The organism is Dyadobacter ginsengisoli DSM 21015 (assembly GCF_059568735.1).
This window is the reverse complement of sequence record NZ_JCANTY010000013.1, coordinates 99,856-126,391: the sequence shown is the minus strand read 5'-3', so window position 1 is coordinate 126,391 and position 26,536 is coordinate 99,856. Positions and strand designations below refer to the sequence as shown.

24 protein-coding genes are annotated in these 26,536 nt (G+C 48.0%); 14 read left to right on the top strand and 10 right to left on the bottom strand.

Features of this window, described 5'->3' with window-relative positions; translation table 11 throughout:
- Positions 1-26: 26 nt before the first annotated feature.
- A complete protein-coding gene (locus BP71_RS35370; protein WP_496386398.1) occupies positions 27-1,976 on the bottom strand; it encodes an acetoacetate--CoA ligase in 1,950 nt (649 codons plus the stop codon).
- 295 nt (positions 1,977-2,271) lie between these two features.
- Between BP71_RS35370 and BP71_RS35365 the strand changes: the two genes are divergently transcribed.
- Complete coding sequence (locus BP71_RS35365; RefSeq protein WP_496386397.1) at positions 2,272-3,996, top strand: pseudouridine synthase; 1,725 nt, start codon at positions 2,272-2,274, stop codon at positions 3,994-3,996.
- Between the two features lie 71 nt (positions 3,997-4,067).
- Here the strand turns inward: BP71_RS35365 and BP71_RS35360 are convergent, their stop codons facing one another.
- From BP71_RS35360 to BP71_RS35340, 5 genes are all read right to left on the bottom strand, one after another.
- The gene (locus BP71_RS35360) at positions 4,068-5,597 is read right to left on the bottom strand and encodes a Do family serine endopeptidase (protein WP_496386396.1); all 1,530 of its coding nucleotides are present in this window, start codon (positions 5,595-5,597) and stop codon (positions 4,068-4,070) included.
- A gap of 203 nt (positions 5,598-5,800) precedes the next feature.
- Entirely contained in the window at positions 5,801-6,232 is a 432-nt protein-coding gene (locus BP71_RS35355; RefSeq protein ID WP_496386395.1) for an Hsp20/alpha crystallin family protein, read from the bottom strand.
- Between the two features lie 238 nt (positions 6,233-6,470).
- Positions 6,471-7,217 (bottom strand): ribonuclease III, encoded by a 747-nt coding sequence (gene rnc / locus BP71_RS35350; RefSeq protein WP_223406370.1) that lies wholly within the window; start codon positions 7,215-7,217, stop codon positions 6,471-6,473.
- 14 nt (positions 7,218-7,231) lie between these two features.
- A complete protein-coding gene (gene fabF, locus BP71_RS35345; protein ID WP_496386394.1) occupies positions 7,232-8,485 on the bottom strand; it encodes a beta-ketoacyl-ACP synthase II in 1,254 nt (417 codons plus the stop codon).
- A gap of 43 nt (positions 8,486-8,528) precedes the next feature.
- On the bottom strand, positions 8,529-8,765 hold the full coding sequence (locus BP71_RS35340) for an acyl carrier protein (protein WP_015813362.1): 237 nt from the start codon (positions 8,763-8,765) through the stop codon (positions 8,529-8,531).
- Between the two features lie 233 nt (positions 8,766-8,998).
- On the opposite strand from BP71_RS35340, the gene kdsA reads away from it, so the two are divergent.
- The 4 genes from kdsA to BP71_RS35320 are packed head-to-tail and all read left to right on the top strand — an operon-like array spanning position 8,999 to position 11,590.
- Entirely contained in the window at positions 8,999-9,811 is an 813-nt protein-coding gene (kdsA, locus tag BP71_RS35335; protein ID WP_496386393.1) for a 3-deoxy-8-phosphooctulonate synthase, read from the top strand.
- Positions 9,808-10,494: a phosphatase PAP2 family protein gene (locus BP71_RS35330; protein WP_496386392.1), complete on the top strand. Its 687-nt coding sequence runs from the start codon at positions 9,808-9,810 to the stop codon at positions 10,492-10,494. Before kdsA ends, BP71_RS35330 begins: the two co-directional genes overlap by 4 nt.
- Positions 10,495-10,553: 59 nt before the next feature.
- Positions 10,554-11,012, top strand: coding sequence for a GyrI-like domain-containing protein (locus BP71_RS35325; protein WP_496386391.1), 459 nt, complete (start codon positions 10,554-10,556; stop codon positions 11,010-11,012).
- A 38-nt stretch (positions 11,013-11,050) separates the two neighbouring features.
- Entirely contained in the window at positions 11,051-11,590 is a 540-nt protein-coding gene (locus BP71_RS35320; protein ID WP_496386390.1) for a DNA-3-methyladenine glycosylase I, read from the top strand.
- Here BP71_RS35320 and BP71_RS35315 read toward each other — a convergent pair.
- The 3 genes from BP71_RS35315 to BP71_RS35305 form a co-directional block, all read right to left on the bottom strand.
- Entirely contained in the window at positions 11,587-12,129 is a 543-nt protein-coding gene (locus tag BP71_RS35315; RefSeq protein WP_496386389.1) for a hypothetical protein, read from the bottom strand. The genes BP71_RS35320 and BP71_RS35315 overlap by 4 nt on opposite strands.
- Positions 12,130-12,147: 18 nt before the next feature.
- A complete protein-coding gene (locus BP71_RS35310; protein ID WP_496386388.1) occupies positions 12,148-12,957 on the bottom strand; it encodes a glycerophosphodiester phosphodiesterase family protein in 810 nt (269 codons plus the stop codon).
- Positions 12,958-13,084: 127 nt separating this feature from the next.
- Positions 13,085-14,002 (bottom strand): PfkB family carbohydrate kinase, encoded by a 918-nt coding sequence (locus BP71_RS35305; RefSeq protein WP_496386387.1) that lies wholly within the window; start codon positions 14,000-14,002, stop codon positions 13,085-13,087.
- 192 nt (positions 14,003-14,194) lie between these two features.
- Here BP71_RS35305 and BP71_RS35300 point away from each other — a divergent pair, with 192 nt between their 5' ends.
- The 4 genes from BP71_RS35300 to BP71_RS35285 are packed head-to-tail and all read left to right on the top strand — an operon-like array spanning position 14,195 to position 17,634.
- On the top strand, positions 14,195-14,581 hold the full coding sequence (locus BP71_RS35300; protein ID WP_496386386.1) for a DUF5618 family protein: 387 nt from the start codon (positions 14,195-14,197) through the stop codon (positions 14,579-14,581).
- Positions 14,582-14,601: 20 nt separating this feature from the next.
- Complete coding sequence (cysS, locus tag BP71_RS35295) at positions 14,602-16,104, top strand: cysteine--tRNA ligase (protein ID WP_496386385.1); 1,503 nt, start codon at positions 14,602-14,604, stop codon at positions 16,102-16,104.
- 2 nt (positions 16,105-16,106) lie between these two features.
- On the top strand, positions 16,107-16,616 hold the full coding sequence (locus tag BP71_RS35290; RefSeq protein ID WP_496386384.1) for a DUF192 domain-containing protein: 510 nt from the start codon (positions 16,107-16,109) through the stop codon (positions 16,614-16,616).
- A complete protein-coding gene (locus tag BP71_RS35285) occupies positions 16,600-17,634 on the top strand; it encodes a M28 family peptidase (RefSeq protein WP_496386383.1) in 1,035 nt (344 codons plus the stop codon). Before BP71_RS35290 ends, BP71_RS35285 begins: the two co-directional genes overlap by 17 nt.
- A gap of 10 nt (positions 17,635-17,644) precedes the next feature.
- Here the strand turns inward: BP71_RS35285 and pbpC are convergent, their stop codons facing one another.
- Positions 17,645-19,945 carry a penicillin-binding protein 1C gene (gene pbpC, locus BP71_RS35280; protein ID WP_496386382.1) on the bottom strand — a complete coding sequence of 767 codons (2,301 nt, stop codon included), beginning with the start codon at positions 19,943-19,945 and terminating at the stop codon, positions 17,645-17,647.
- A gap of 166 nt (positions 19,946-20,111) precedes the next feature.
- On the opposite strand from pbpC, the gene glpK reads away from it, so the two are divergent.
- From glpK to BP71_RS35255, 5 genes are all read left to right on the top strand, one after another.
- Positions 20,112-21,611 carry a glycerol kinase GlpK gene (gene glpK / locus BP71_RS35275; protein ID WP_496386381.1) on the top strand — a complete coding sequence of 500 codons (1,500 nt, stop codon included), beginning with the start codon at positions 20,112-20,114 and terminating at the stop codon, positions 21,609-21,611.
- A gap of 171 nt (positions 21,612-21,782) precedes the next feature.
- Complete coding sequence (locus BP71_RS35270; protein ID WP_496386380.1) at positions 21,783-22,592, top strand: exonuclease domain-containing protein; 810 nt, start codon at positions 21,783-21,785, stop codon at positions 22,590-22,592.
- Positions 22,593-22,695: 103 nt separating this feature from the next.
- Positions 22,696-23,049: an NADH-quinone oxidoreductase subunit NuoK gene (nuoK, locus tag BP71_RS35265; protein WP_295929650.1), complete on the top strand. Its 354-nt coding sequence runs from the start codon at positions 22,696-22,698 to the stop codon at positions 23,047-23,049.
- Positions 23,050-23,110: 61 nt separating this feature from the next.
- Complete coding sequence (gene nuoL / locus BP71_RS35260; protein ID WP_496386379.1) at positions 23,111-25,030, top strand: NADH-quinone oxidoreductase subunit L; 1,920 nt, start codon at positions 23,111-23,113, stop codon at positions 25,028-25,030.
- A gap of 54 nt (positions 25,031-25,084) precedes the next feature.
- Positions 25,085-26,533, top strand: a complete 1,449-nt coding sequence (locus BP71_RS35255) for a complex I subunit 4 family protein (protein WP_496386378.1) — start codon at positions 25,085-25,087, stop codon at positions 26,531-26,533.
- Positions 26,534-26,536: the final 3 nt, after the last annotated feature.

The window sequence follows — 26,536 nt, the reverse complement described above, 5'->3', positions numbered from 1 at the left end:
CCCGGCCATTCATAATGTCGTTTGGGTCAGATAAAAGCTTTCAGCGATTCCGGATTGCGCATGGTATCGATATTGATACATTTTGCAGGATCCTGTCCCATTAATATCCGCTTCATCGGTGCTTCCATTTTCTTGCCGTTGATCGTGTACGGAATATCTCCTACCTGCTCTATGGTGTCGGGGACATGGCGAGGACTGTACTGCGTCCGCAATGTATCCCGAATCTGCTGTTTGAGGTCTTCCGTCAACTGCTTATCCTTTGCCAGCACTACGAAAAGAGAAATCGTACCTTCTCCGTTTGATTTTTCTAGGTAAACCGCAAGACTATCTTTGATTTCCGGAATACTCTCCACAGCCCGGTAGATTTCCGCAGTACCGATCCGCACCCCACCACGGTTCAGTGTGGCATCGGAACGCCCCTGAATAATCACCGACTTTCGGTCAGTAATTCTGATCCAGTCTCCATGGCGCCACACATTCGGGTACATTTCGAAATAGCTCGACAGGTATTTCTCGTCGTGATCGTCGCCCCAGAAATAAATGGGCATGGACGGCATGGGTTGTGTAATGACCATTTCTCCCAATTCGTTCAAAACCGGTTTTCCGTCTTCATCAAATGCTTCTATTCTGGCCCCCAGCATCCTGCATTGAATTTCTCCCGCGTAAACCGGTAACAACGGACATCCGCCTACGAATGCGCTGCATACGTCTGTGCCACCGCTCAGGGAAATCAGCCAGACATCTTTTTTGACCTGTTTATAAATCCATTCAAATGCTTCCGGCGGCAAAGGCGAGCCGGTAGATCCGATTGTTTCCAGATGATTGAGCCGCTCCGAGGTGATGCTCACCCCGCTTTTCATGGACGCTATAAAGTAGGCAGCGCCACTACCGAAATGTGTGATCCTGGCGCGTTCGGCCAGTGTCCAGAGTACCTGAGAGGATGGGAAGGCCGGCGCTCCGTCGTAAATAACCAGTGTTGCACCGCATAACATGGATCCCAGCGCGTAGTTCCACATCATCCAACCAGTCGTGGAATACCAAAAATACCGGTCACCGGGCTTGACATTCTGGTGGAGCGCCAGGGCTTTCATATGTTCCAGTAAGCAGCCACCGGCACCGTGCGTTATGGCCTTAGGCTTGGCTGTCGTACCCGAAGAATACAGGATCCAGATCGGGTGGTTGAAAGGAACCGGTTCAAAATCCACTCCGAAATGCTCCACGTGCAGGATATCGTCCCATGATGTGAAGCGTTCCGGCCGTGTTTCTGAAAAGATGTTCTGGATCAGAACAGTATCGTTCACAGAAGGCAGCGATGCGGAAAGCTCGCCTGCAAAGGAGGTGATATCATAAGTTTTGCCGCTATAGGCATACCCATCCACTGTAAAAAGGACCTTTGGCTCTATTTGCGAGAAGCGTTCTGTAATGGCTGGCTTTCCAAAATCCGGGGAACAGGATGACCAGACCGCCCCCACGGCGTTCGTTGCGAGAAAAGCTACTACCGCTTCCGGTATATTGGGCAGAACCGCCGCCACTCTGTCGCCCGGCTTCACACCACGTTGCCTGAGCCATGTCGACACCGCAGCCACATTACTTTCCAGCTGATCCCATGAAATTTCTGACAGTTCTGCCCTTTCGGATTGAAATAAAATCGCGGGACGGTCTTTCGTTTTGTTTCTGAAAATGTGCTCCGCATAGTTCAGTTTGGAGCGGGTAAACCAGCGGGTCCCTATCAATCCGCTAATTGGCTTTTGGAGTACTTCCAGATATAAATCATGGGATTTGATATTGAAGTAATGCCAGAGACTTTCCCAGAAATCTTCCAGGTCCGTGACCGACCATTCCCACAGATCATGATAAGAGCGGAAATAAAGCCCTTTTTTTACAAAAAGCCAGTCCATATACCTTTTCAGATTGGACTGCTCCAATAAGGTTCTCCCTGGCTTCCACAAGGGTTGAGCCTGCGCCTCAGCTGACATAATTATTCATTCAAGAAGGTTTAGCGAAAGGGTGTCACCACACACCCCTTCTCTGATAGTACTTATAAACGTTTTCATATCATTTTTGACATAAACACATTCAAAAATATTTACTCAATAAATTCCCGTATCTTTGCAGGCTAATTTTTTTATAACAATAGTACTCTGACCATCAGATACGTTGGCTAACCCGTTTTAGTGGCAATTCAAACCATTTTTTGCGAACAACAGCACTAATCGGTTACAAGGTAAATTTGTAAGAGGAAATAAATCCAGTAGTGATACTGCATTCCTGATGAGAAACAGAAATAACACAAGGGGCGGCAACAGCTCACGCCCATCAGCCGGAGGCTCCAAAAGTGCCGGAGGCGGCTTCTTCAAACGCACAAAACCGGAAACTGAGAGCCGGTTCAGCAAACCAAGCATTAAAAAATCCAGTCTGAAGTTTTCCGGGTCTGCCGATAACAAAGGACAAAAAGCACGTCCGAGCTTCGGTCATGAAAAGCCAAGGGAAGATCGCCCGGGCTTCGACAAGCCACGCTTCGATAAACCGCGTTTCGACAAACCGGATTTCAAGAAATACGGCTCCGACAAGGGTGACAATCGGAATCCATTCCGTCGTGAGGGCGATTCATCCGAGCCCCGTTTCAAAAAAGAATTTGGTAAATCCGACTCGGAGCGTAGTTTCCGTCCGTCGAGGCCTCGTAACGATTCCCGCCCAGGCGACAGAAAACCTTTTGGTGACCGCTCTGAAAGACCCCGGTCCGAAGGAGGCGACCGCAACCGGGAGTTCAAACCCCGGTTTGACAGAGATAATGACGAGCGTGAGTTCAGACCAAGGCCCGAAAGAGATAATGGGGAACGCGAATTCAAGCCTAGGTCAGACAGAGGTAACAACGAACGCGAGTTTAAACCCCGGTCTGAAAGAGGCGATAACGAACGTGAGTTTAAACCCAGGCCCGAAAGAGATAATAACGACCGCGAATTCAGACCCCGGTCTGATAGAGATAGCAGTCAGCGCGAGTCCCAACCACGGTCTGATAGAGACCATAGCCAGCGGGAATTCAAACCGAGAGGTGAGCGCCCTGCCCGTCCATTCGACCGTAACGAGGGAGACAGGTCATCATTTAAAAAAAAAGAGGACAGAGACGATCGTAGCGAAAAACCATATCGTTCAAGGTTCCAGGAAGACATCACAGAGGACCGCAGTGGACTGGACAGACGTGTAGGTCGCTACGAAACGGCTCCGCGGTACAATCTGGATCATTACGAAAACAAGAAGACTTCCCGGCGCAAAGAAGAGAAGGAAAACGGCGAGATCAGGCTTAACCGATATATTGCGAACGCAGGCATCTGCTCGCGCCGGGAAGCCGACGAGCTGATATCTTCCGGCCAGATTTCTGTTAATGGCAAGATCATTACCGAAATGGGCTATAAGGTCATGCCCACGGATGTGGTGAAATACGGTAAAAAAGCCCTCAATCCGGAAAAGATGGTGTATATCCTGATCAACAAACCCAAGGATTACATTACTACTACAGATGATCCGGAAGAGCGGAAAACCGTGCTCGATCTGATCCAGGGAGCCTGCTCGGAACGCGTATACCCCGTAGGACGCCTGGATCGCAACACGACCGGCTTGTTACTACTGACCAACGATGGCGAATTGGCAGAAAAGCTGACGCACCCTTCAAGTGGCATTAAGAAGATCTACCAGGCCGAATTGGATAAACCAATCACAACGGAGGATTTCGAAGCCCTGCAACACGGCGTGGAACTGGAAGATGGTTTTATTCGCCCGGATGAAGTAGGTATTGTCACCCCCGATGCGCAGGTAGTAGGATTAGAAATCCACAGCGGACGCAACCGCATCGTGAGAAGGATGTTCGAGCACATGGGTTACGAAGTTCAGAAACTCGACCGTACCGTATTTGCAGGTTTGAACAAAAAAGACCTGCCCCGCGGCAAATGGCGCTTTCTGACGGAAAAAGAAGTTATCAAACTGAAATTCCTGCTTTAAGCGAACTTCATAAAAACAAAGAAAGGGCTGCGAAAAATCGCAGCCCTTTCTTTATTCGTTTCTGTTCTGTTTTACAAACGGAAGCCGAACGAGTAGATATCGTATGGTGCGTCGGGATAAAGTCCTTCAAACTGAACCATCGATTCCTCCTTTCCTGCAATGGCCGCTTCGAAATCCTTCACAGTTTTAACCGCTTTGCCATTCACCTTGGTTATGATAAACCCTTCCTCCACCTGCGACCGTGCGAATTTTCCACCTTCGATCGACAAAACTTTAACACCGCCGTCAATCTTGTAACGCGACAATCTTTGCTTCTCCTGATCGTTCAGGTTTCCGAACTGAGCACCCAAAGCATTCATAATAGCGGCAGTTTCATCACGTTTGATGATTTCTGAGCCACCGGTGCGGTTACGCAAGGTGATCGTCAAGTCTTTTTCTTTTCCTTCACGGTTAACGGTCAGGTTAACTTTATCACCAGGCTTATGCAAACCGATCGACTGTTGCAGTTCGGGAACAGAATGGATATTCACGCCATCCACTTTTACGATCACGTCGCCCTTACTAACTCCTCCCGCTTTTGCAGCGCTATTTTCGGTGAAGTCGCGGACATATACTCCGTCATTGACTTTCACGCCGTACTCTTCTGCTTTTCTGCTGTCCAGATCGTCGAGTGAAATTCCAAGATAGCCGCGTTGTACGTTACCAAACTTGATCAGATCACTGGATACTTTTTTTACAATGCTGGAAGGAACCGCAAATGCATACCCTGCGAAACTACCTGTAGGGCTGGCGATTGCTGTATTGATACCGATCAATTCGCCTTTCAGATTCACCAACGCACCGCCGCTATTGCCGGGATTGACAACTGCGTCGGTTTGAATGAACGATTCCAAAGGAGAATCACCTGCTGTGGCAGAAGTCGGGGTCATATTATTACGACGGCTCGACTGCCCGATGATTCCTAACCCACGACCCTTCGCACTGACGATACCTGCTGTAACTGTTGATTCCAGATTAAAGGGATTACCAACTGCAACCACCCATTCCCCTACTTTCACCGCATCCGAATTACCCAGCGTAACAGCGGGAAGGTCTTTTGCTTCAACCTTGATCACTGCGATATCCGTAGAAGGATCGGTACCGATCACCTTTGCTCTGAATTTACTCTTGTTGTGCAAAGTAACTTCCAGCTCCTGAGCACCTTCCACGACGTGATTATTGGTAACAATGTAGCCATCATTTGAAATGATCACACCCGAACCTGTTGCCTCTGATTGCTGCGGACCACGGGAACCGCCACCAAAATCATCCCCGAAAAAGTCCCTGAATATATCAGGAATCTGTTGACCCCGCGACTGCTGACGCGTGACGGTGGATTTGATATGGACGACCGTAGGAGTAGTTGCTTCCGCAGCGTAAACGAAATCTCCGGGGGCACCTGCCGGAGCTCCTGCCGATGTGAAACGGGCAATGGACTCGGAAGGGGCTTCTTTAAAAATTACATCTCTATCATTATCAGAACTTATGAGTTTAAGGCCAGCCAGGGTCGACGCACTCGAAATCAACCCAACCAACACCAAACCTCTCCAATTTGTTTTCATAAATATATGTTGGGGTTATATTTTAACTAACAAATAACGTAAATCGAACAACAAATTATTCCCATCGCAGAATCCTTTAACATCTTTTAACAAAGATATCTTATTTGGGAATTTACTAAAATATCCTGCCGGATGAATTAAATGCAGACTCATAAAAAATGGCGTTATTCTTGCAAATAACGCCATTCTTACATTCCAGCCGATTAAGCGATGTCAATCAGGCGTGCTGGCTTTTCTTTTGCCTCCTCGCGTTTGGGCAATGCGATACTCAGAATGCCGTCGGCATAGTTGGCTTCGATTTTGTCGCCGTCCACGGTGTTAGGCAATGTGAAGGTCCTTTGGAAAGATGTGTATTTGAATTCTTTCCTGGTATACTTCTCATTTTGCTCTTCTTCCTTCTGCTCTTTTTCAGCCGAAATAGTCAGCTGATTCTTTTCGAGGTTCAGTTTGAAATCAGATTTTTGAAGACCCGGAGCCGCAACTTCAATACGGAATCCTTCTTTACTCTCAATCACATTCACAGCTGGTACAGTGCCTGCGAATGCAGGAGTGTTAAACTCGTGGAATAGATCCTTACCAAAAAATCCGTTCAAATAAGATGGACCTGCGAATTGTGTTTTGACTAATGTGCTCATTGTTATAAGGTTTTATTGTTTTTTAGTTTTCAGCTTTTCTAACCTCGCGGTTATGCCGGTTTAAATAACAACTTCCATTCCGAGCTCGAAAAAAATAAAAATATCAGACAAAATGGCTGATATTTACGAATTACGCTAGTGACTTATGACAAAATGACTGAATTTTGTTCCGGAAAACACCAAAACAACAACAAGCGCATTGACAAGCCAATGCGCAACTGTTTTCCTTAAATTCCGATTACTTCAATTCAAGAATAGCACAGGCCTGCTCCGATGCGGATTGCTCAGCTTTCTTTTTGGTGAAGCCGTTGCCAGTTGCGAAAGGCTCGTCGTTGACGAGTATTTGAGAGATGAATTCGCGGTGATGGCGTGTACCCCGCTCTTCGAGAATTTCGAAGCGGATTTCCTTGCCTTCGCGCTGCGCCCATTCGATGATGAGACTTTTGAAGTTCACATTGTTCTGGATAATACTGTCCAGATCATAATGCGTGATAAGTTTACTGATGATGAAGGTCCGAGTAAAGCGAAAACCCTTGTCCAGGTAGATAGCACCTACAAATGCCTCCAGCGCGTCGCCGTACATGGATGATCTCGGCGACATTCCCCTGCGGTTCCCGTCATATTCAATGAGACGATCGAGGCCCAGTTTACGGGAAATCTGGTTCAAAGACTCCCTGTTTACGATCCGGGAACGGATTTCGGTCAGGAAACCTTCGTCTTTATAGGGATACTTGGTAAAAAGGAATTCGGCAACTACCATCCCAAGTACCGCGTCGCCCAGGTATTCCAGGCGTTCATTTGACTCCCTGAAACCTTTGATGGCGGTTTCCCTGGACGCAGAAGTGTGGCGGAAAGCTAACTGATAGACCCCCAGGTTAGAAGGCTTGTCGCCAATAACATGCGCAATCGACTCCTTAAATTTTTTATCCTCAGCACTTCCGGTCCTGAAAAGGGAAAGTATCGGTATAAGAATTCGCTTTGCCAATGGTAGAGAGTTAATCAGTCTTCATACTTTTTGAAAATGACTGATGCATTGTGACCTCCGAAACCGAAAGTATTGCTCAAAGCAATGTTCACCTGACGTTTCTCAGCCTTATTGAACGTGAGCTTCAACCGGGGATTTATTTCCGGATCATCGGTAAAGTGGTTAATGGTAGGCGGGATCACCTGATCTCTGATCGCCATGATGCAGGCAGCAGCCTCGATCGCACCAGCCCCTCCCAACAAGTGCCCCGTCATCGATTTCGTAGAACTGATACTCAGTTCATATGCATGCTCGCCGAAGAATTTTTCAATCGCTTTGATCTCCTGGGGATCACCGATTGGCGTAGAAGTTCCGTGAGTATTGATGTAGTCGATATCCTCAGCCTTAATGCCTGCATTTTCGACTGCATTTTTCATCACAATGTATGCTCCCAAGCCTTCCGGATGCGGCGCAGTGATATGGTAGGCATCAGACGACATGCCTGCACCGATCATTTCGGCGTAAATTTTGGCCCCACGCGCCTTCGCGTGTTCGAGTTCTTCCAGGATAATGGCAGCACCGCCCTCACCCAGCACAAACCCGTCACGGTCTTTATCATAAGGGCGGGATGCTGTTTCGGGAGAATCGTTTCTTTCCGATAATGCTTTTAATGCATTAAACCCGCCCACACCGGCAATGGTCACTGCCGCCTCCGAGCCTCCCGAGATACACACATTCATCATACCGAGTTTGATATAGTTGAATGCGTCGATCAGGGCGTTGGTCGCGGATGCGCAGGCCGAAACGGTGATAAAGTTGGGCCCCCGGAAACCGTAACGGATCGACAAAACACCGGAGGCGCTGTCGACAATCATTTTCGGAATAAAGAAAGGGTTGAAACGGGGGGTTTTGCCGTTCTCAGAGAAGTTCATCACTTCTTCCTCGAAGGTTTTGAGGCCACCGATACCGGTACCCCAAATTACACCGGCTTTGTCGAGATCAAGCGTATCTGCGTCAAAGCCGGCGTCCTTCATCGCTTCATCTGCAGCAATGACGGCGTATTGTGCAAACGGGTCCATTTTACGGGCTTCTTGCCGAGGAATGTAACTATGAATGTCCAGGCCTTTTACCTCACAGGCAAAGCGGGTACGAAACTTTTCAGCATCGAACCGGGTGATAGGAGCTGCGCCGCTTACGCCTGCAACTAAATTTGACCAAAAGGTAGGAACATCGTTGCCAATGGGCGTCAATGCACCCATTCCTGTAATTACAACTCTCTTAAAACTCATAAAATAGGGACAGAATTGAAGATGATACTGGTAAAAACCGGGATTACTTCACGTTTTCTTCCAGATATGCAACAGCTTGGCCTACTGTACCAATGTTCTCTGCCTGATCGTCAGGGATAGAAAGATTGAATTCTTTTTCAAATTCCATAATCAACTCCACGGTGTCAAGAGAGTCTGCTCCCAAGTCGTTCTGGAAGTTTGCTTCCGGTGTAACCTCCGACTCTTCAACGCCGAGTTTTTCGACGATAATTTGCTTAACTCTTTCTGCAATTGCTGACATTTTATAATCACTTTTTGGTTAAAATCGCCACAAAGAAAGATATTTCAGTTCACTTTTTCAAAATTTTTTTAGACCAGTCATTTTATTGTATCCTGCTTATTTAAAATAAAAAAAAGCAGGAAATCAGCCTTTTAACGGCCTGGCATTTCAAGAAATCATTTCATGGCAGGGAGAACATAGCGGATAACCGTACATTCGCAAAACTTTTAGGACCACTTACATTCACATTCAGCATGATATCCATAGCCAAACTGAAAAATACCGACTCCCCTTCCTTTTTCCTGATGGCGGGCCCTTGCGCGATCGAAGGAAGGGATATGGCATTGAAAATCGCGGAACACATTGTGTCGGTAACCGACCGCCTACGCATTCCCTATATATTTAAAGGCTCGTACCGAAAGGCCAATCGTACCAAAGCAAACTCATTTACAGGCATTGGTGACGAAAAGGCATTGCGAATATTACAGGAAGTAAGCCAGACTTTCGGTATTCCTACTGTGACCGATATCCACGAATCACACGAAGCTGCATTCGCCGCGGAATACGTAGATGTATTACAAATCCCGGCATTTCTTTGCCGTCAAACCGAACTTCTCGCTGCCGCCGCGCACACCGGCAAAGCCGTAAATGTGAAAAAAGGCCAGTTCCTCTCCGGCGCTTCGATGAAGTTCGCCGCCGAAAAAATTCAGGAGGTCAATCCGGAATGCCAGGTTATTCTGACAGATCGCGGCAACAGTTTCGGATACAGCGACCTGGTGGTCGACTACCGTAATCTACCCGAAATGGCTGCATTTGGAGTGCCGGTGGTGATGGACTGCACGCATTCGCTGCAACAACCCAATCAAACTTCGGGCGTAACGGGCGGTAAGCCGAAATTGATCGAAACGATTGCCAAAGCGGCCATTGCCGTGGGAGCGGACGGCCTGTTCATCGAAACACATTTTAACCCGGCCGAAGCCAAATCCGACGGAGCCAATATGCTCCCGCTCGACCAACTGGAAGGTCTTTTACAAAAACTGATACGTGTAAGAGAGGCGATATTATGACCGTGAAAATCCGAAAGGCATATCTGATATGCCTTTTCCTTTGCCTTAACTTTCTAACGCCTGCATTCGCTCAACCTGATTCTACGCTTTGGAAAGTCCGGCCCGGCGATGTGATCCCCCCGGTTTCACTCGGTTTGGCCAGCCTCATCGTACAAGGCCGGATCAGCCGCCATTTGCAAGAAGATGTTGTTTCAAAGTACCCCAACTTTCACACACGCGTGGACGACTACCTCCCCTACGCGCCCGGTGTCGTGAGCCTCGGGCTTGCCTCAGCGGGTGTGAAAGGCAAACACAGCCTGGGCGATCAGGTTATTCTCGCATTGTTATCCAATATTATAGCACAAGGCGTTACACAAAGCCTGAAACGCATTGTACGCTATCCAAGGCCTAATGGGGAAGATAATCACTCATTCCCCTCCGGCCACAGCACCACCGCTTTCACCAACGCTACGATCCTTCATGAGGAATACGGCCAGCGAAGTGTTTTTTACAGCATAGGCGGTTATGGCACTGCTACCGCCGTAGGAACCTTGCGAATTTTAAATAACCATCACTGGCTCGCGGACGTACTCATGGGCGCCGGTATAGGTATTGGGGCCACCAAAATTGTGTACATCAGCTATCCCTGGCTGCAAAAAACGGTACGGAATATGAAGCATAGGAATAAAAAAGAAAAAAACTGAATCCTCCTGACATAGGGTTGTCACAAGCAGGTTTGTCTTTTGCAAAAACATCGTTAGCCATGCAACAAAAAACCATCCAGCCCTTTCATATTTTGTATTTTGAAACGCGGACTTCATTTCAGGAAATCTTCCAATACGTCCGCGTCGAGGCCCGCAAACTGTACCAGGACGCAATCCGCAATGATCTGGAAATTACCGGTCCCGTTTACTGGATATACGACGGGGCCGATGGCCGGCCGGAAACGATATTTTCACTAACCATCGCCCTGCCCGTTACGCCCCCCCTGAAAGCGATCGATTCATCGTATCAAATGAAACAGCTCGACACGTTCGAATGCGTGACCCGGCAGCTATACGGGAATTGGAATGGCCTTATTAATACCTATGGCACTCTTTTCGGAGATATTATGTCCCAAAACCTGACTATGTCCGGGCAAAACCGGGAGATTTATCTGAATATGGATTTCGAAAACCCTGAGCGAAATATTACCGAGGTCCAGATCGGAATCTTAAAATAGGCTACTTTCGGATAGCTTTCACATTAATTAGTACCGCGATGTCATATTGCACTTACGTCAACAACAATTCCTCAGAACAGGCTGACTACCTGTTGCACAAACATTACCATGACAATCAGTACGGCTTCCCGATCGATGATGACGATGAGCTTTTCGGCCGGCTGCTACTCGAAATCAATCAGGCAGGTCTGAGCTGGACGCTGATGCTTCGCAAGCAGGATAGCTTCCGTTCTGCTTATGATCATTTCTCTATTGAAAAAGTAGCTGCATATGGCGATGCCGACCGTGAACGGTTACTGACCGATCCCGGTATTGTCCGTAACCGCCTCAAAGTGAATGCAGCAATCGTAAATGCACAAAAAATCCTTGAATTGAAAAAAGAATACGGCTCCTTTAAGGCATGGATAGATGCGAATCACCCGATGAGCAAGGAGCAGTGGGTAAAACTTTTCAAAAAGACATTCAAGTTCACCGGCGGAGAAATTGTAAACGAATTTTTGATGAGCACCGGCTATTTGCCCGGTGCTCATGATACCGATTGCCCGGTATACAAGGTTATTTATTCCGGTAATAGCTAGTAAGGAATCTGGTCGGGTGACAGCAACGCTACCTCGTCTTTGATTTGTTCAAAAAAACCGGGCTCCATCTCATTCTCATCTGCTACCTTTTCCATCAAGTCGAAGTGACGGCACAGAATATGCCTTTTTCCACGGTGATGCCAGATGATCAGCCAGGCCGTTTCCCCGGCTTCCTTACCAAAGATACTTATACGCGGCCAGCCGAACTTCTCAACAATCTTATCGAGAATTTTAAGATTCGCCTCGTCATTGGCTATCATTTTCCGGATATAAAAAGCCTCATTTTCCTTCCGACCCGCGTTGAGGCTATCCCGGTATTGCTGATCTGCTTTGTACATCCTTTCAAAGAGTTGTTTTACCTCTTCAACCGTCATACCATCCATTGAGATGAACGGATCGATATCAGCGTCCAGCAACCGAGATGTCGCATACACTTCGGCTGTCTGCTTCGGCGTGTCCGAAGCGGTGTGCTCCTTTCCGGATGGTTTGCAGCCATTCCCTAACAACACGAAGCTTATCCAAATAGCAGCTCTTTTCATATACAATGATGTGACGTGTTACTGCACGGCTGTTTTCAGATAAGAAACCATCCCGGCAGGTTTGTCGGTCTGCAAACCCTGCACTCCTTTGTGTAGAGCCTCATTCCAGGATGCAGGGCCTTCGTCCGGGTTTTGCACATCCAGCCAAACGGATAGCCCTGAGTCATGGGCTGCCTTCAGCAGTTCGGGGTTGGTTACGTTATCCAGCACCTGTACCTGGATTTGGGACAGAAAACGTTTCAGCTCTTCCTTACTGGTCACTTCCTTAGGTAGACTGGTCATTAACGGTAAATGCGGGGCTGCTTCGTGCCATTGTTTATATTGCTCTTCCTTATTCAGATAAACCACTACCTGGTGCTCCATTCCGGCCGCTTTGATCTGCTTCCATGTTTCAGTCACGTCTGCATCTTTAAAATCCAGGTAAATATTGATTTTCCCCTTGCAAAGTGCGAGAATTTCCTTGAACTCCGGGATACGGTGCGTCTTTTTATTGCGGTTAAAAACCTGTAAATCCTCTAACTCCGCCCACGTCATATCGGCCACTTTTCCTGTCCCGTTGGTCGTTCTGTTTACCGTGGCATCGTGCATAGCAAGAAGATGTCCGTCCTTCGAGGTTCTCAGGTCCACTTCCACATAATCCGCCCCGCAGGTTATTGCGTCGCGCGTCGATGCCAGCGTATTCTCAGGCGCATTCACATGATTTCCGCGATGTGCAATGACGACGGTCTTATTTTTCGAATGCGGCAAAGCGGCGTGCTGCGCCGACGCATCTATGCAAAAAATCAACCCCAAAAACAGGCAAGGAATGGCTTTCAGAAATAGTTTCATGGGAATTTCAAGTTATCAGCAGGGTTACACTCTTTTAAACAAAAAGGACCAATGCGTTCATAAAAAATGAGCCTACAAGCAGAACACGATCCCAACTCATAGACTCATTGACTCCGAACTTTAAACTTTATTGTATTTCGAAGCTCGACAGTTGCACAAACTCCTGAACACGGGCGTCGATCTCCTCTTTTGAGAGGTTCACCAGGCGTTCCGTTCCAAATTTCTCCACGCAGAACGACGCCATGGCCGAACCGTAAATAATGGCACGTTTCATGTTTTCAAAAGAAATGTCATTGGTCGACGCCAGGTAGCCGATAAATCCGCCTGCAAACGTGTCGCCCGCGCCGGTTGGATCAAAAACCTCTTCCAGGGGTAGAGCAGGGGCGAAGAAAATCCGGTCGTCCTGGAACAGTAATGCACCGTGCTCGCCTTTTTTGATAATTAACGTTTTGGGGCCCATCGCCATAATTTTGGCGGCAGCCTTGCGGAGCGAGTACTCGCCCGAAAGCAAACGGGCCTCCTCGTCGTTGATCGTAATCAGATCAACCATTTTCAGAACCGCTTTCAGATCATCCAGAGCAATATTCATCCAAAGGTTCATCGTATCGAGCATGATCAGCTTAGGGCGCTTCGCCAGGCGTTCGATCACTAATTTCTGAGTAGCGGGCACTGTATTGCCCAGCATCAGGAATTCAGTTCCCTGATAAGAGTCCGGGATCATCGGATCGAAATGTTCCATTACATTCAATTCGGTGATCAGCGTATCCCGGGTATTCATATCCTCATGGTACTTACCCGACCAGAAGAACGTTTTACCATCCTGTACAACCTCTAACCCCTCGGTATTCACACCATGGTCTCCCAGCAAATCGATCATTTCTTCGGGAAAATCAGCGCCTACAACAGCGACTAGGTTATTTTCTTTGGTAAAATAGGAAGCAGCTAGTGTGATGTAAGTGGCCGCACCGCCGATAATTTTGTCTGTTTTTCCAAATGGGGTTTCGAGCGCATCGAATGCAACAGATCCTACGGTAAGTAAACTCATAAGTTAGTACTCTATTGATTTTAAGTTAGTTTCAAACTGGATTTTAAATGCAAAAACGCTGCGAAGATAAACAAAACACCTGAATAGCGACTTTGCACATTTGCTTTCTGCTAAACGGCTACCAATCAATCATGGGTTATTTGCTATTTTTGTCTGAATCAAAGTATTCTCCTCATTTTATCACATACTATCATGGAAGCATTTACAGAGGCAAGACGACATATTGACAATGCAAAGGATTTTCTCAGCAACAACGCAAGGAAACAGTATGGGCTTTATCAGGATAAAAAGTACGTTAAGATTGCTGGTCACACAGCCTACACAGGCATCTTGTTGGTGTTGAACGAGCTTTTGGGCGAAAAGAATAAGAAAACACCGAAAAGCGTTGAGTGGTACCAGCATGAACTGAGCCGAATTGATAAAAGTCTGTTGTCCAATTTCACAACCGCTTATGAAATCCTTCACATTGATATGGGTTATCAGGGAATCAGAAGTGCTGATACGGCTTCATTAGGGCTAAAAAAGGCCGAAAAAATCATCGACTGGATTGAAACCCGCCTCGAAAAGAAAACTAAATAATCAAGAAAGTACAGATATAAATGACCGCACAAACTTTCCAGCCTCTCAAAATATTCAATACGCTTACCCGTAAAAAGGATGTTTTTGTTCCCATTGCGCCCCCCTATGTCGGCATGTATGTGTGCGGACCGACCGTTTATAACAATGTGCATTTGGGTAACATCCGCACTTTTCTGTCATTCGATATCCTGTTCCGCTATCTGACGCATATCGGCTACAAAGTGCGTTACGTCAGAAACATTACCGATGTGGGTCACCTGGTAGGCGACGGTGAGGAGGGTGAGGACAAAATCGGTAAAATGGCCAAGTTACAAAAACTGGAGCCGATGGAGATCGTCCAGCGCTATACCAACGATTTTCATGAGGTAACTGCCATTTTTAATCTTTTATCCCCCAGTATCGAACCTACGGCGACCGGCCATTTGATCGAGCAGATCGAAGCGGTTCAAAAACTGATCGACAAGGGACTCGCTTACGAATCCAATGGCTCAGTGTACTTCGACATTAATAAATACCAGGCAGGCGGAAACGAATACGGAAAACTTTCCGGACGCATTATCGAGGATCTTCTGAACGAAACCCGGGAACTGGATGGTCAGGCTGAAAAGCGGAACCCGCTTGATTTCGCATTGTGGAAAAAAGCGAGTCCGGAGCATATCATGCAATGGGAGTCGCCCTGGGGAATGGGCTTCCCGGGTTGGCACCTCGAATGTACCTGCATGAGCGCCAAATACCTGGGCAAGCAGTTTGACATCCACGGCGGCGGCATGGACCTCAAATTCCCGCATCACGAATGCGAGATCGCTCAAGGGAAATCATTAACCGACGAAGAACCGGTCCGTTACTGGATGCATACGAATATGCTCACCGTGAACGGGCAGAAAATGTCCAAGTCGCTGGGTAACTCATTCCTTCCGGCCGAGCTTTTCTCAGGGAACCATGAGCTCCTCGACCAGGCCTTCAGCCCTATGACGGTTCGTTTCTTTATGCTGCAAAGCCAGTACCGCAGCACGCTCGATTTCTCAAACGATGCCCTGAAAGCCGCACAGAAGGGATATAAGAAACTTGCGAACGGACTACGCCTTGCCAAGCTCTTGACCTACGTGCATGAAGACGGCGTCAATCCGGACGAAAATAAAAAGGCTGATATCGAGAAATCAATAGAAGGGTTTTATCACGCAATGAACGACGACCTGAATACGGCTGTTGCATTTGCAAATCTTTTCAACCTGTTGAAATATATCAATATGCTCAACATGGGCCAGCTGAAATCGGCTGCTTTGGGCGAAGCGGTGTTTACTTCCCTGAAAGAGAATTTTATTACTTTCTTCGAAGACGTTTTAGGGCTAAAAGAAGAGCTGGCGGAAGGCCAGGCTATTCTGGACGGAATGCTGAAACTGTATCGCGAATTTAAGCTGTCCCAGAACTACGAAAAAGTAGACGAAATCCGTTCTTACTTCAAAAATCAGGGGCTGGTGATCCGCGATACCAAAACAAGGATCGACTGGGCTTACGAAGAATAGCTATGAAACAACGGCAGTCGGTATTAGCATACATTCTTCTGGGCGTGTTCCTCCTAGGCGGAGTAGCGTATCTTGTAGCATCGTTTTCTGGTAAAAGTAAATCGGTCGAAACGCCCGTTGCAGCTGTGTCGCCACCCGTTTTCATCAAAGAAGGGGAAGTGACATTCCTCAAAAAAGGCGAACCCTATAAGAAAATCGATGTCGAAGTCGCTGAAAACGAGGCGGAACGTGCCAAGGGATTGATGTTCCGTCCCTATCTACCTGATTCCGTCGGTATGCTCTTTATTTTTGAAACGCCGGGAGAGAATGGTTTCTGGATGAAAAACACATCCATACCTTTGGACATTATTTATGTAGGTCCGGATAAAAAAATCATTTCCATTGCAGAAAATACCAAGCCCTATTCGGAGGAGAGCATTCCGCCGTTAGGGACGATGCAGTATGTGGTGGAAGTTAATGCAGGTTTTACAAAAAGTAACAATATTCAGTCAGGAGATGCCATTTCTTTCTAACCGCCTATCTTTGAAACAATTACCCATCATATTTGCCATCATCATTTGTTTTTACAGCTGCAAAAGCAAAGACAGCTCTGAACAAACGGCGGAACAGAATGCACCGCAGTTGGTAAAAAGCACGGATTTCAATGCGGACAGTGCTTTTCAATTTGTTCAGAAACAAGTGAATTTTGGCCCCCGGGTACCCAACTCCGCCCCGCACAAAGCCTGCGGGGACTACCTTGCTGCCACGCTTAAAAAATATGGTTGGCAGGTAACCGAACAGCCTTTCACCGCGACGACCTTCGACGGAAAGAAACTGAATGCGAGAAACATTATCGGAAGCTTCAACCCAGCCGCGGGCAAGCGCATATTGCTGGCCTCGCATTGGGATTCCCGGCCATTTTCGGATCAGGATTCTTTAATAAAAGATAAACCTGTGGTTGCCGCCAACGATGGCGCCAGCGGGGTCGGTATCCTTTTGGAAGTCGCACGTGCGCTGTCAACCCAGCCTGTCAAGCCCGAAATTGGAGTGGACATAATCTTTTTTGACGCAGAGGACTGGGGTTCATCGGAGTCGGAAGACACTGGAATGGAGTACAGCGGCTTTTGTCTGGGGTCGCAGCACTGGGCAGCTAACAAGCACATTCCAAACTATACCGCCTATTTCGGAGTGCTGCTCGACATGGCCGGAGCCAAAGGTGCCACATTTTTCAAAGAAGGATATTCCACTCAAATGGCCGATGACGTGGTGAGACAGGTATGGGCAACTGCGAGCCGACTGGGTTACAGTAACTATTTCATCGATGAACCGGGCGCCGCGATCACCGATGATCACGTACCCGTCAACAAAGTGGCCCACATTCCAATGATCGACATCATACATACACGCCAGAACGTCCCCGGTAGAACGTTTTTCGACCAATGGCATACTGCGCATGATACAATGGAAAACATCGATCCGAAGACGTTGAAGGCGGTCGGTCAGACGCTGATTCAGGTACTGTATCAGGAAGCGCAGGATCAACCATTGTGACGCAGCTGCATTACATACGCTTCACTACAATCCATACGTCGGCATTCCGGCCTTTATCGTCACTGCATGAGATTTTGACTCTGCCTAGAGGTGGGTTGATAAAAATACCCTCATGCGGCGGTACTTTCCGGAATAATTTGTCATTAACATACCAATACACCTCCTGCACGTCGTTAGCCGCCTGGCAAGCAAGCTGAATCTGTTGCGGCTCATCCTTCCTGATATAGTACTCGCTGCCCTCATTCGGACTTACGATCAATGGGGCTCCTTCATGAAACACCCGCTCACACCCAGGATTGTGTGGAGGGATTTTCTGATAGGGAAGCTTTTGCATTTCATAGAAAGCGATTAGTTCGGGAGCCAGGTTCGGGTAAGTCCTTTTTTCGAAGCCTTTTTCCGGAAGACAGTAGGTACAGTAAGAAACCCTGCCCGCCTGGTCTGTAAAGACCCAGCGCATATGCTGGCATTTCCGGTAGGCCGAAATACCTACAATGTACTGGTCGGAAATTTGATGATCGCAGAAATCAGAGGGAATATCACCACTAACCGGACAAACATTACGCGCCGAAACATTCGCCGGCGCCTGATACCATCCTTTTGGTGAATTGTAATCCAACGTGTTGAAAATCGAAAACAGCAATGGTGTTGCCGTATTGGCACCACTCAGCTCCGGAACGCCCTGTCCTGAAAAATTACCCACCCAAACCCCGACCGTATACCTTCTGTTGTAGCCGATGCTCCATGCATCCCGCTTGCCGTAGGAAGTCCCTGTTTTCCAGGCAATCCTCGGCAGGTGATAAGTATTGTCAAAATTAGTCGGCAAATCGGGGCGGGTGATTTGTGTTAAAATGTTGGTTGTCAGAAAAGTTGCCTCCCTGGAAACGATGGGTATCCCTTTTTCGTTCAAGGGTTCGGAGGCATTGTAGCGGAGATTTCGCAATCTTCCCTCGTTGGCGAATGCTGCGAAGAGCCTGGTGAGCTCTTCGAGAGTAACGCCGCAGCCTCCCAGGATCATGGATAATCCCAGATCCTTCGCTTGCTTGTCGACTGTTTTGAAGCCCGCCTTTCTGAGTTTACCGATCAATGCCGGTGTCCCCAGGTCCTGAAGTACCTTCACCGCAGGTATATTAAGGGAATTGGCCAATGCAAACTCGGTAGTCACAGCCCCGTTGAAATGCCGGTCGAAGTTTTCGGGTTCATATCCCGCGAAATTGCCAGGCACATCATTAACAACCGTTTTGGGAGTAATAATACCTTCATCAAACGCAAGCGCATACAACAAAGGTTTGAGGGTGCTGCCAGGCGACCTCACAGCCCGTACACCATCCACCTGGCCACCGTCAAACGGATTGTTGAAATCCGCAGAGCCCACGTAGGTCTCCACTTCCATCGTTTCATTATTGATAACCAATACGGCCGCGTTATGGATATTCATCAACTGGCGCCTGTTGATATAGTTTCCTACCTGCTCCTCGACCTGGTTTTGCCACTGCATGTTCAGCGTCGTGCGGATCACGGGTTCATCCGGATATTGTAGCTTCAAACGCCTGGAAAAATGCGGGGCGAGCCGGGGCATGCGCAACCGCTTGATGTTCAACGGCTCCTCCAATGCATCCCTGATCACCTGCTTCTCAAAAAGGCCCGCCTCCCCGAATCGTAAGAGCCATTGGTTCCTCGCTGTTTTTAATGCCTCGTTACGCGTACCGGGACGAAGGCTCGACGGCCGGTTAGGTACAATGGTCAATGCTGTGATTTCGGCCAGGCTCAGCAGCTGCGGCTGCTTGCCAAAGTACAATAGCGACGCCGCTTTGATTCCTTCAATGTTACCTCCATAAGGCACCAGGTTAACATAGAACTGGAGAATTTCCGCTTTCGAATAATGTAATTCCAATTGCAATGCATGCCACACTTCAACGATCTTGTTGAGATAGGTCCGTGGTTGCGGATCGGTGAGCCGCACCACCTGCATGGTGATCGTGGAAGCGCCCGAAGTACGTCTTCCCGAGAGCATGTTCCGGAACGCAGCCCTTACGACTGCAAAAGGGTTGACACCAGGGTGATAATAAAAGTACTGATCCTCCTTGTAGATCAGCGTTTTGCGAAGCAACGGGGTAATTTCATTCACATTCGAATAAAGCCTCCATTTGTCCTCTTTGTTCAAAAATGCGTGAATGACACGTCCCTTCTGATCGGTAATCTGCGTTGCGTACCGGACGTCCGGCTTGAATGGAAAGATAAGGTCGAGCATCAAAAAAAGGAGCATCAGGCATACGGTAGCCATTAACCCGGTTTTGACCTTTTTGTTTTTCATAGGGGATGGTGTATTGCCCGGCTATCGCATGGATATAAAGATAGGGAACGACATGGCGCTACTTTCCAATGCTCCGGCTAATAAAATTACCAACGCATTTGTCCCGGCCGGTTAATTTTTCCTATTTACTGACTTTATTACAAATAAAATCAATCATAATACCAATATGTCCAAATACATTGCTGCCATTGACCAGGGAACCACCAGTACGCGGTGCATACTTTTTAACCGTCAGGGAAATATCGTTTCAGTAGGACAAAAAGAACACGAACAGATTTACCCGCATCCGGGCTGGGTAGAACATAATCCCACCGAAATCTGGAAAAATACACAAGAAGTTATCGCCCTGGCCCGAATCCATGTCTCTGCGCATGCAACCGATATTGCCGCGATCGGCATAACCAACCAACGGGAAACCACCGTGGTTTGGAATAAGAAAACGGGCAAACCCTACTACAATGCATTGGTGTGGCAGGATACGCGCACCACCGACCTGGTAACCCGGTATGAAAAAGAAGGAGGCTTAAACCAGTTCCGTGATATTACCGGCTTGCCCGTTTCGACCTATTTCAGTGGTTTAAAGCTGAAATGGCTGCTTGATAATATCGAAGGCATTCGGCAAGATGCAGAAAAGGGAGAGGCCATTTTTGGCAATATGGATACATTCCTGATCTGGCACCTGACCGGCGGGACAAACGGAGGCATTCACGTAACGGATGTTACCAATGCAAGCCGGACCCAGCTGATGAACCTGCGCACCTTACAATGGGACCAGCAAATGCTTGCCGCTTATAATATTCCCGAGGTTATGCTGCCTGCCATTAAAAGTAGCAGCGAGGTGTATGGCAACGTAACCAGCGAAGTACTTCCCGGCGTACCAGTTGCGGGAGATCTCGGCGACCAGCACGCAGCGCTAGTGGGGCAAACCTGCTTCGAGCCGGGCATGGCTAAAAACACTTACGGAACCGGGTGCTTCCTGGTAATGAATACGGGAAATGAGCTGAAAACATCAGAGAACGGGCTGCTCACTACCATTTCTTACAAATTTGGTAATGATCCGGTTAAATATGCCCTGGAAGGCAGCGTAGCCGTAACCGGCGCACTCGTTCAATGGGTACGCGACAATTTGGGGCTCATCAAAAACAGCAGCGACATTGAAAAACTCGCCAAGACGGTCGAAGACAATGGCGGGGCGTATTTTGTGCCCGCTTTTTCAGGGCTATATGCTCCCTACTGGCGCAACGATGCACGCGGTGTCATCGCCGGGCTGACGCGTTACGTCAACAAGGGCCACATTGCCAGGGCGGTCCTCGAAGCTACGGCATATCAAACGGTGGACGTAGTTCGTGCGATGGAGCAGGACTCCGGTATCAAACTATCATCGTTGCGTGTGGATGGCGGCATGGTTCACAACCAGCTGCTGATGCAATTTCAATCGGATATCCTGAACACACAGGTTGTTTCGCCCGCAGTAGCCGAAACAACTGCATTAGGCGCCGCATATGCTGCCGGTCTTGCGGTGGGGTACTGGCATAGCACCGATGATCTGAAGAAAAACTGGGCCATCGCTCACACCTGGAACCCCGATATGGCCGAAGAAAAACGTACTGCCTATTATAATGGCTGGAAAAAGGCGGTCACAAAGTCCTATGACTGGATCGATTGATGCCGCTGATCCTACCGTCGGAGCACATCAATAATGTTTATTCCCGGAGAGTCGCCCGCATACCTGTGTATGCGGGAATCCTTTTTATAATCTGTATAAACTAAATGGTTTCTTGCGCTGTCATGCCTTTCGGCGTAACTTCGCTGCGCTTAAACCAATCAGAGTAGCCCCATGCATACCCTCCATCTGAAAAAGCCAATTGCTTTTTTTGATCTCGAGACAACCGGAGTTAACATCGTTCGTGACCGCATCGTCGAGCTCTCCGTGGTCAAGGCTTTGGTAAACGGAGAAATTGAAATCCGCACACGGAGAATCAATCCCGAAATGCCAATCCCTCTGGAAAGCAGCCTTATACACGGAATTTATGATGAAGATGTAAAGGATGCGCCTACGTTCAAAAGTATAGCCAAAAACCTCGCTTCATTTCTGGAAGGGTGCGACCTCGCCGGTTTCAACAGCAACCGCTTTGACATTCCGATGCTCGTCGAAGAGTTCCTCCGGGTAGGCGTCGATTTTGATGTCAAGAACCGCCGGATGGTTGATGTTCAGCGCATTTACCACATGATGGAACCGCGAAACCTATCTGCTGCTTATAAGTTCTATTGCGGCAAAACGCTCGATAACGCGCACAGCGCCGAGGCGGACACGATCGCTACCTTTGAAGTACTTCAGGGTCAGATCGCGATGTATGAAGGAGTAACCGTTTCGGACAGCCATGGCAACCAGACCGAACCAGTCAAAAACGATATGGCAGCACTGCATGAACTCACTGCATCGCGAATCGTCGATTTTGCGGGGAGAATGGTATACAATGATAAGGGAGAAGAGGTCTTTAACTTTGGCAAGCACAATGGCAAACGTGTGATCGACATCCTGAAAAACGAACCATCATTTTTTGACTGGATCATGAAAGGGGAATTCCCGCTTGACACTAAACGGAAATTGACGGAGATTAAATTAAGGGGATTAACCCAACGTTGACATAATCACTCCGACAGATTTGAGTAAGTAGTAATTATGTCTATTTTTGCCTGAAATCTATTTTTGACTATTTTAACCGGATATCCAATAAGGTAAACCTGCTATGATCCCAAACCCTACCATGCCAGAGGTTAACATACCAGCGGTTATTCAAAATATCCCACTTCAAAGTTATCTAATTCTCAGCACCTTACTATTTGTGATTGGTATCATCGGCGTACTTACACGCAGGAATGCCATTATCATTTTTATGTCCGTGGAGCTGATGCTGAATGCAGCTAATCTGCTTCTGATCGCATTCTCATCCTACCGGTCCGATCCTTCCGCACAGGTTTTCGTATTTTTTATCATGGCTGTGGCAGCGGCGGAAGTAGCCGTCGGGCTTGCTATCATCGTAATGATTTACCGGAATACCAGAAATACAGACATTGGTTTCCTCAACAAGCTGAAATGGTAAAACCGGCTTTTCCGGCACTTGCCTGGTAAACAATCCAGAGATTAAAGATTAAAAAATAGACATGTCTGCATCATTACTCATCCTGATTCCGCTGTTGCCACTCGCTGGCTTTCTGATCAACGGAATAGGATTCCCTCATATTCCAAAAGGCGCGGTAGGCATTATCGGAACACTGGCCGTAGTAGCCAGCTTCGTGCTTTCGGTGATGACTTTCAACGCTTTTGTAGCGTCCGGAAGTCAGCCCCTGATCCTCCCTCTTTTTGACTGGATATCTGTGGGTGACCTGAACATTCCGTTCTCTTTTCAGATCGATCAGCTTTCGCTGCTGATGCTGATGATCATTACCGGAGTTGGCTCGCTGATCCATATTTACTCCATTGGCTACATGCATCATGATTCAGGTTTTGGTAAATTCTTTGCTTACCTGAACCTGTTTTTGTTTTTCATGCTCTTGCTCGTGCTGGGTTCGAACTATGTGATCATGTTCATCGGCTGGGAAGGCGTGGGACTTTGCTCTTACCTGCTCATCGGATTCTGGAACAAGAATACGAATTATAACAACGCAGCCCGCAAAGCATTCATTATGAACCGGGTGGGTGATCTGGGCTTTCTGCTGGGTATTTTCACCATTATCGCCACATTCGGTTCGGTCGAATATTCAGAAGTGTTTGCCAAAGCCGCCAGCAGCTTCCAGGTGGGCGATCCTGTGATCATCACCATCACCTTGTTCCTGTTCGTCGGAGCAATGGGTAAGTCGGCGCAAATCCCGCTTTACACCTGGCTGCCCGACGCCATGGCAGGGCCGACACCGGTATCAGCCCTGATCCACGCTGCAACGATGGTTACGGCGGGCATCTATATGGTGATCCGCTCCAACGTGTTGTATTCCCTGGCGCCTTCCACGCTGGAAATCGTAGGCATTATCGGGGGCGCTACCGCATTGTTCGCCGCGTCGATCGGTCTTCTGCAAAATGATATCAAGAAAGTACTGGCCTACTCTACTGTAAGTCAGCTGGGTTATATGTTCATGGGCCTGGGCGCGATGGCTTATTCGGCTTCGATGTTCCATGTGATTACCCACGCATTTTTCAAGGCATTGCTCTTCCTCGGTGCCGGTAGCGTGATCCACGCCATGTCCGACGAGCAGGATATCCGGTCTATGGGCGGACTTCGTAAAAAACTGCCCGTTACCTTCCTGACATTTCTGATCGCCACGATCGCGATATCAGGTATACCGCCATTTGCAGGTTTCTTCTCCAAAGATGAAATCCTCGCCCATGTTTTTGAACATAATAAGCTGCTTTGGGTAGTAGGTGTGCTGGGTTCGGTGATGACCTCGTTCTATATGTTCCGTCTGTTGTTCCTGACTTTCTTCGGTACTTTCCGTGGTACACATGAGCAGGAGCACCATCTGCATGAATCGCCTGCCTCCATGACCATCCCGCTGATCGTCCTGGCAGTACTTTCTGCACTGGGTGGATTCATCGGTGTTCCAGAGGCGCTGCACGGCACACACCACCTGGCTGAATTTATGAGCCCGCTCTATGACCTGGCACGGCAAGCCAATCCGGTTGCGTTTGAACCCACAACACTTTCCCATTCGGAAGAATATACGCTGATGGGCATTTCAGTGGCTGCTGCGCTGATCTCCGCGATTGTTGCCTATGTGATGTATGTACAAAAAGCGGCTGTTCCGGCCCCCGATACGGAGGAGAAATCGGGCTTGCAACGTGCCATCTATAACAAGTACTATGTGGATGAGCTTTACGATGCCGTATTTGTAAAACCGATCAAGACCCTTTCCAATATTCTTTACAGTTTCGGCGAGTTTTTCATCGATCTCGTGATCGATGCTGTGGTGCGGCTGGTAAACCTGTCGGCGAAGCTATTGAGAAAAACACAATCCGGATCAACGGGAGAATATGTCTTCGCAATGGTCATCGGCATTGTGGCCATATTGTTCTGGAAGTTGTTACTCTGAACCGACCATTCATAAATCCGTTCATCATTTGTTGCTGACCGTCGACCTGAAAATATGCTTACTCTTCTTTTAATACTATTACCGATAGCGGCAGGCGTTATCACACTCTTGTCCGGCGAGCGCTTGGCGAAGCAGATAGCCCTGGTTGGCGGACTCGCTTCATTGGGCGTTGCTATCTTCACCTGGCTGCAATTTGACCCCTCTGCGGGTAGTCAGTTTGGATTTAAATATGCCTGGGTAGCATCGGGAGGAATCTCTTTTGCCGCAGGCGTGGACGGTATCAGCATGCTTCTGGTGTTGCTTACAACATTTCTGACGCCCCTGATTGTCCTTGCTGCATTTAAAAACGAGTACAAAAACGAGGCTACGTTCTATTCTCTCATCCTTTTCATGGAATCGGCGCTGATTGGTGTGTTTACGGCCACGGATGCGTTCCTGTTTTACCTGTTCTTTGAAGCGGCACTCATTCCCGTGTATTTCCTCGCGGCAGTATGGGGTGGCGAAAACAGATTAAAAGTCACTTTCAAGTTCTTCATTTATACGATCTTCGGTAGCTTGTTCATGATGGTTGCATTGGTGTATCTCTACTACCAGACACCCGGCACACATAGCTCCGAAATCACCGCATTATATCAGTTGCAACTGAGCCCGATGGCACAGGGATTCGTTTTCTGGGCATTTTTCATTGCATTTTCCATCAAAATGCCTTTGTTTCCCTTCCATACCTGGCAACCCGACACATATACCGAGTCGCCGACTCCCGCCACGATGCTACTATCCGGTATTATGCTGAAAATGGGGGTTTATGGCTTGATCCGCTTCCTGCTTCCGATCGTCCCGATAGGAATGGATCAATGGGGATTGATGGCGATGATCCTTTCAGTTATTGGAATTATCTACGGATCGATTATCGCGATCCAGCAAAGCGATATGAAACGCCTAATCGCCTATTCTTCCTTCGCGCACGTAGGACTGATGGCAGCAGGCGTATTTTCTTCCTCTATCAATGGATTGCAGGGCGCATTGATCCAGATGCTTGCGCACGGTATCAACGTCATCGGCCTGTTCTTCATAGTCGATATCATTTACGCGAGGACCAAGACGCGTTACCTCGACCAATTGGGAGGCATTACCCAGAGCACGCCGCATTTGAGCGTATATTTTATGATACTGTTGCTCGGTAGTGTCGCGCTGCCGCTGACCAACGGTTTTGTCGGTGAATTCCTGCTCCTGTCAGGCGTATTCGGTTACGACAAGTGGCTCGGTGCAATAGCCGGTCTGACGATCATTTTGGGATCAGTATATATGCTGCGCATGTTCCAGAAATCGATGTTCGGGCCTAAATCTAAGTGGGTCGAAGGCTTCCAGGACCTCACGGCAAGCGAACGTGCTGTCTTGTTGCCACTGATCATCATGGTATTCTGGATCGGCGTTTACCCCAGTACATTCCTGAAATTAACAGAGCCTGCTGTAAGCCAATTGTTGCAACTGGTCAATAACTAAGTT

Bases quoted from the DNA above. Each gene is read 5' to 3' on its own strand.
- BP71_RS35370 (WP_496386398.1), bottom strand. From the start codon at position 1,976: ATGTCAGCTGAGGCGCAGGCTCAACCCTTGTGGAAGCCAGGGAGAACC.
- BP71_RS35365 (WP_496386397.1), top strand. From the start codon at position 2,272: ATGAGAAACAGAAATAACACAAGGGGCGGCAACAGCTCACGCCCATCA.
- BP71_RS35360 (WP_496386396.1), bottom strand. From the start codon at position 5,597: ATGAAAACAAATTGGAGAGGTTTGGTGTTGGTTGGGTTGATTTCGAGT.
- BP71_RS35355 (WP_496386395.1), bottom strand. From the start codon at position 6,232: ATGAGCACATTAGTCAAAACACAATTCGCAGGTCCATCTTATTTGAAC.
- fabF (WP_496386394.1), bottom strand. From the start codon at position 8,485: ATGAGTTTTAAGAGAGTTGTAATTACAGGAATGGGTGCATTGACGCCC.
- BP71_RS35340 (WP_015813362.1), bottom strand. From the start codon at position 8,765: ATGTCAGCAATTGCAGAAAGAGTTAAGCAAATTATCGTCGAAAAACTC.
- kdsA (WP_496386393.1), top strand. From the start codon at position 8,999: ATGATATCCATAGCCAAACTGAAAAATACCGACTCCCCTTCCTTTTTC.
- BP71_RS35330 (WP_496386392.1), top strand. From the start codon at position 9,808: ATGACCGTGAAAATCCGAAAGGCATATCTGATATGCCTTTTCCTTTGC.
- BP71_RS35325 (WP_496386391.1), top strand. From the start codon at position 10,554: ATGCAACAAAAAACCATCCAGCCCTTTCATATTTTGTATTTTGAAACG.
- BP71_RS35320 (WP_496386390.1), top strand. From the start codon at position 11,051: ATGTCATATTGCACTTACGTCAACAACAATTCCTCAGAACAGGCTGAC.
- BP71_RS35315 (WP_496386389.1), bottom strand. From the start codon at position 12,129: ATGAAAAGAGCTGCTATTTGGATAAGCTTCGTGTTGTTAGGGAATGGC.
- BP71_RS35310 (WP_496386388.1), bottom strand. From the start codon at position 12,957: ATGAAACTATTTCTGAAAGCCATTCCTTGCCTGTTTTTGGGGTTGATT.
- BP71_RS35305 (WP_496386387.1), bottom strand. From the start codon at position 14,002: ATGAGTTTACTTACCGTAGGATCTGTTGCATTCGATGCGCTCGAAACC.
- BP71_RS35300 (WP_496386386.1), top strand. From the start codon at position 14,195: ATGGAAGCATTTACAGAGGCAAGACGACATATTGACAATGCAAAGGAT.
- cysS (WP_496386385.1), top strand. From the start codon at position 14,602: ATGACCGCACAAACTTTCCAGCCTCTCAAAATATTCAATACGCTTACC.
- BP71_RS35290 (WP_496386384.1), top strand. From the start codon at position 16,107: ATGAAACAACGGCAGTCGGTATTAGCATACATTCTTCTGGGCGTGTTC.
- BP71_RS35285 (WP_496386383.1), top strand. From the start codon at position 16,600: ATGCCATTTCTTTCTAACCGCCTATCTTTGAAACAATTACCCATCATA.
- pbpC (WP_496386382.1), bottom strand. From the start codon at position 19,945: ATGAAAAACAAAAAGGTCAAAACCGGGTTAATGGCTACCGTATGCCTG.
- glpK (WP_496386381.1), top strand. From the start codon at position 20,112: ATGTCCAAATACATTGCTGCCATTGACCAGGGAACCACCAGTACGCGG.
- BP71_RS35270 (WP_496386380.1), top strand. From the start codon at position 21,783: ATGCATACCCTCCATCTGAAAAAGCCAATTGCTTTTTTTGATCTCGAG.
- nuoK (WP_295929650.1), top strand. From the start codon at position 22,696: ATGATCCCAAACCCTACCATGCCAGAGGTTAACATACCAGCGGTTATT.
- nuoL (WP_496386379.1), top strand. From the start codon at position 23,111: ATGTCTGCATCATTACTCATCCTGATTCCGCTGTTGCCACTCGCTGGC.
- BP71_RS35255 (WP_496386378.1), top strand. From the start codon at position 25,085: ATGCTTACTCTTCTTTTAATACTATTACCGATAGCGGCAGGCGTTATC.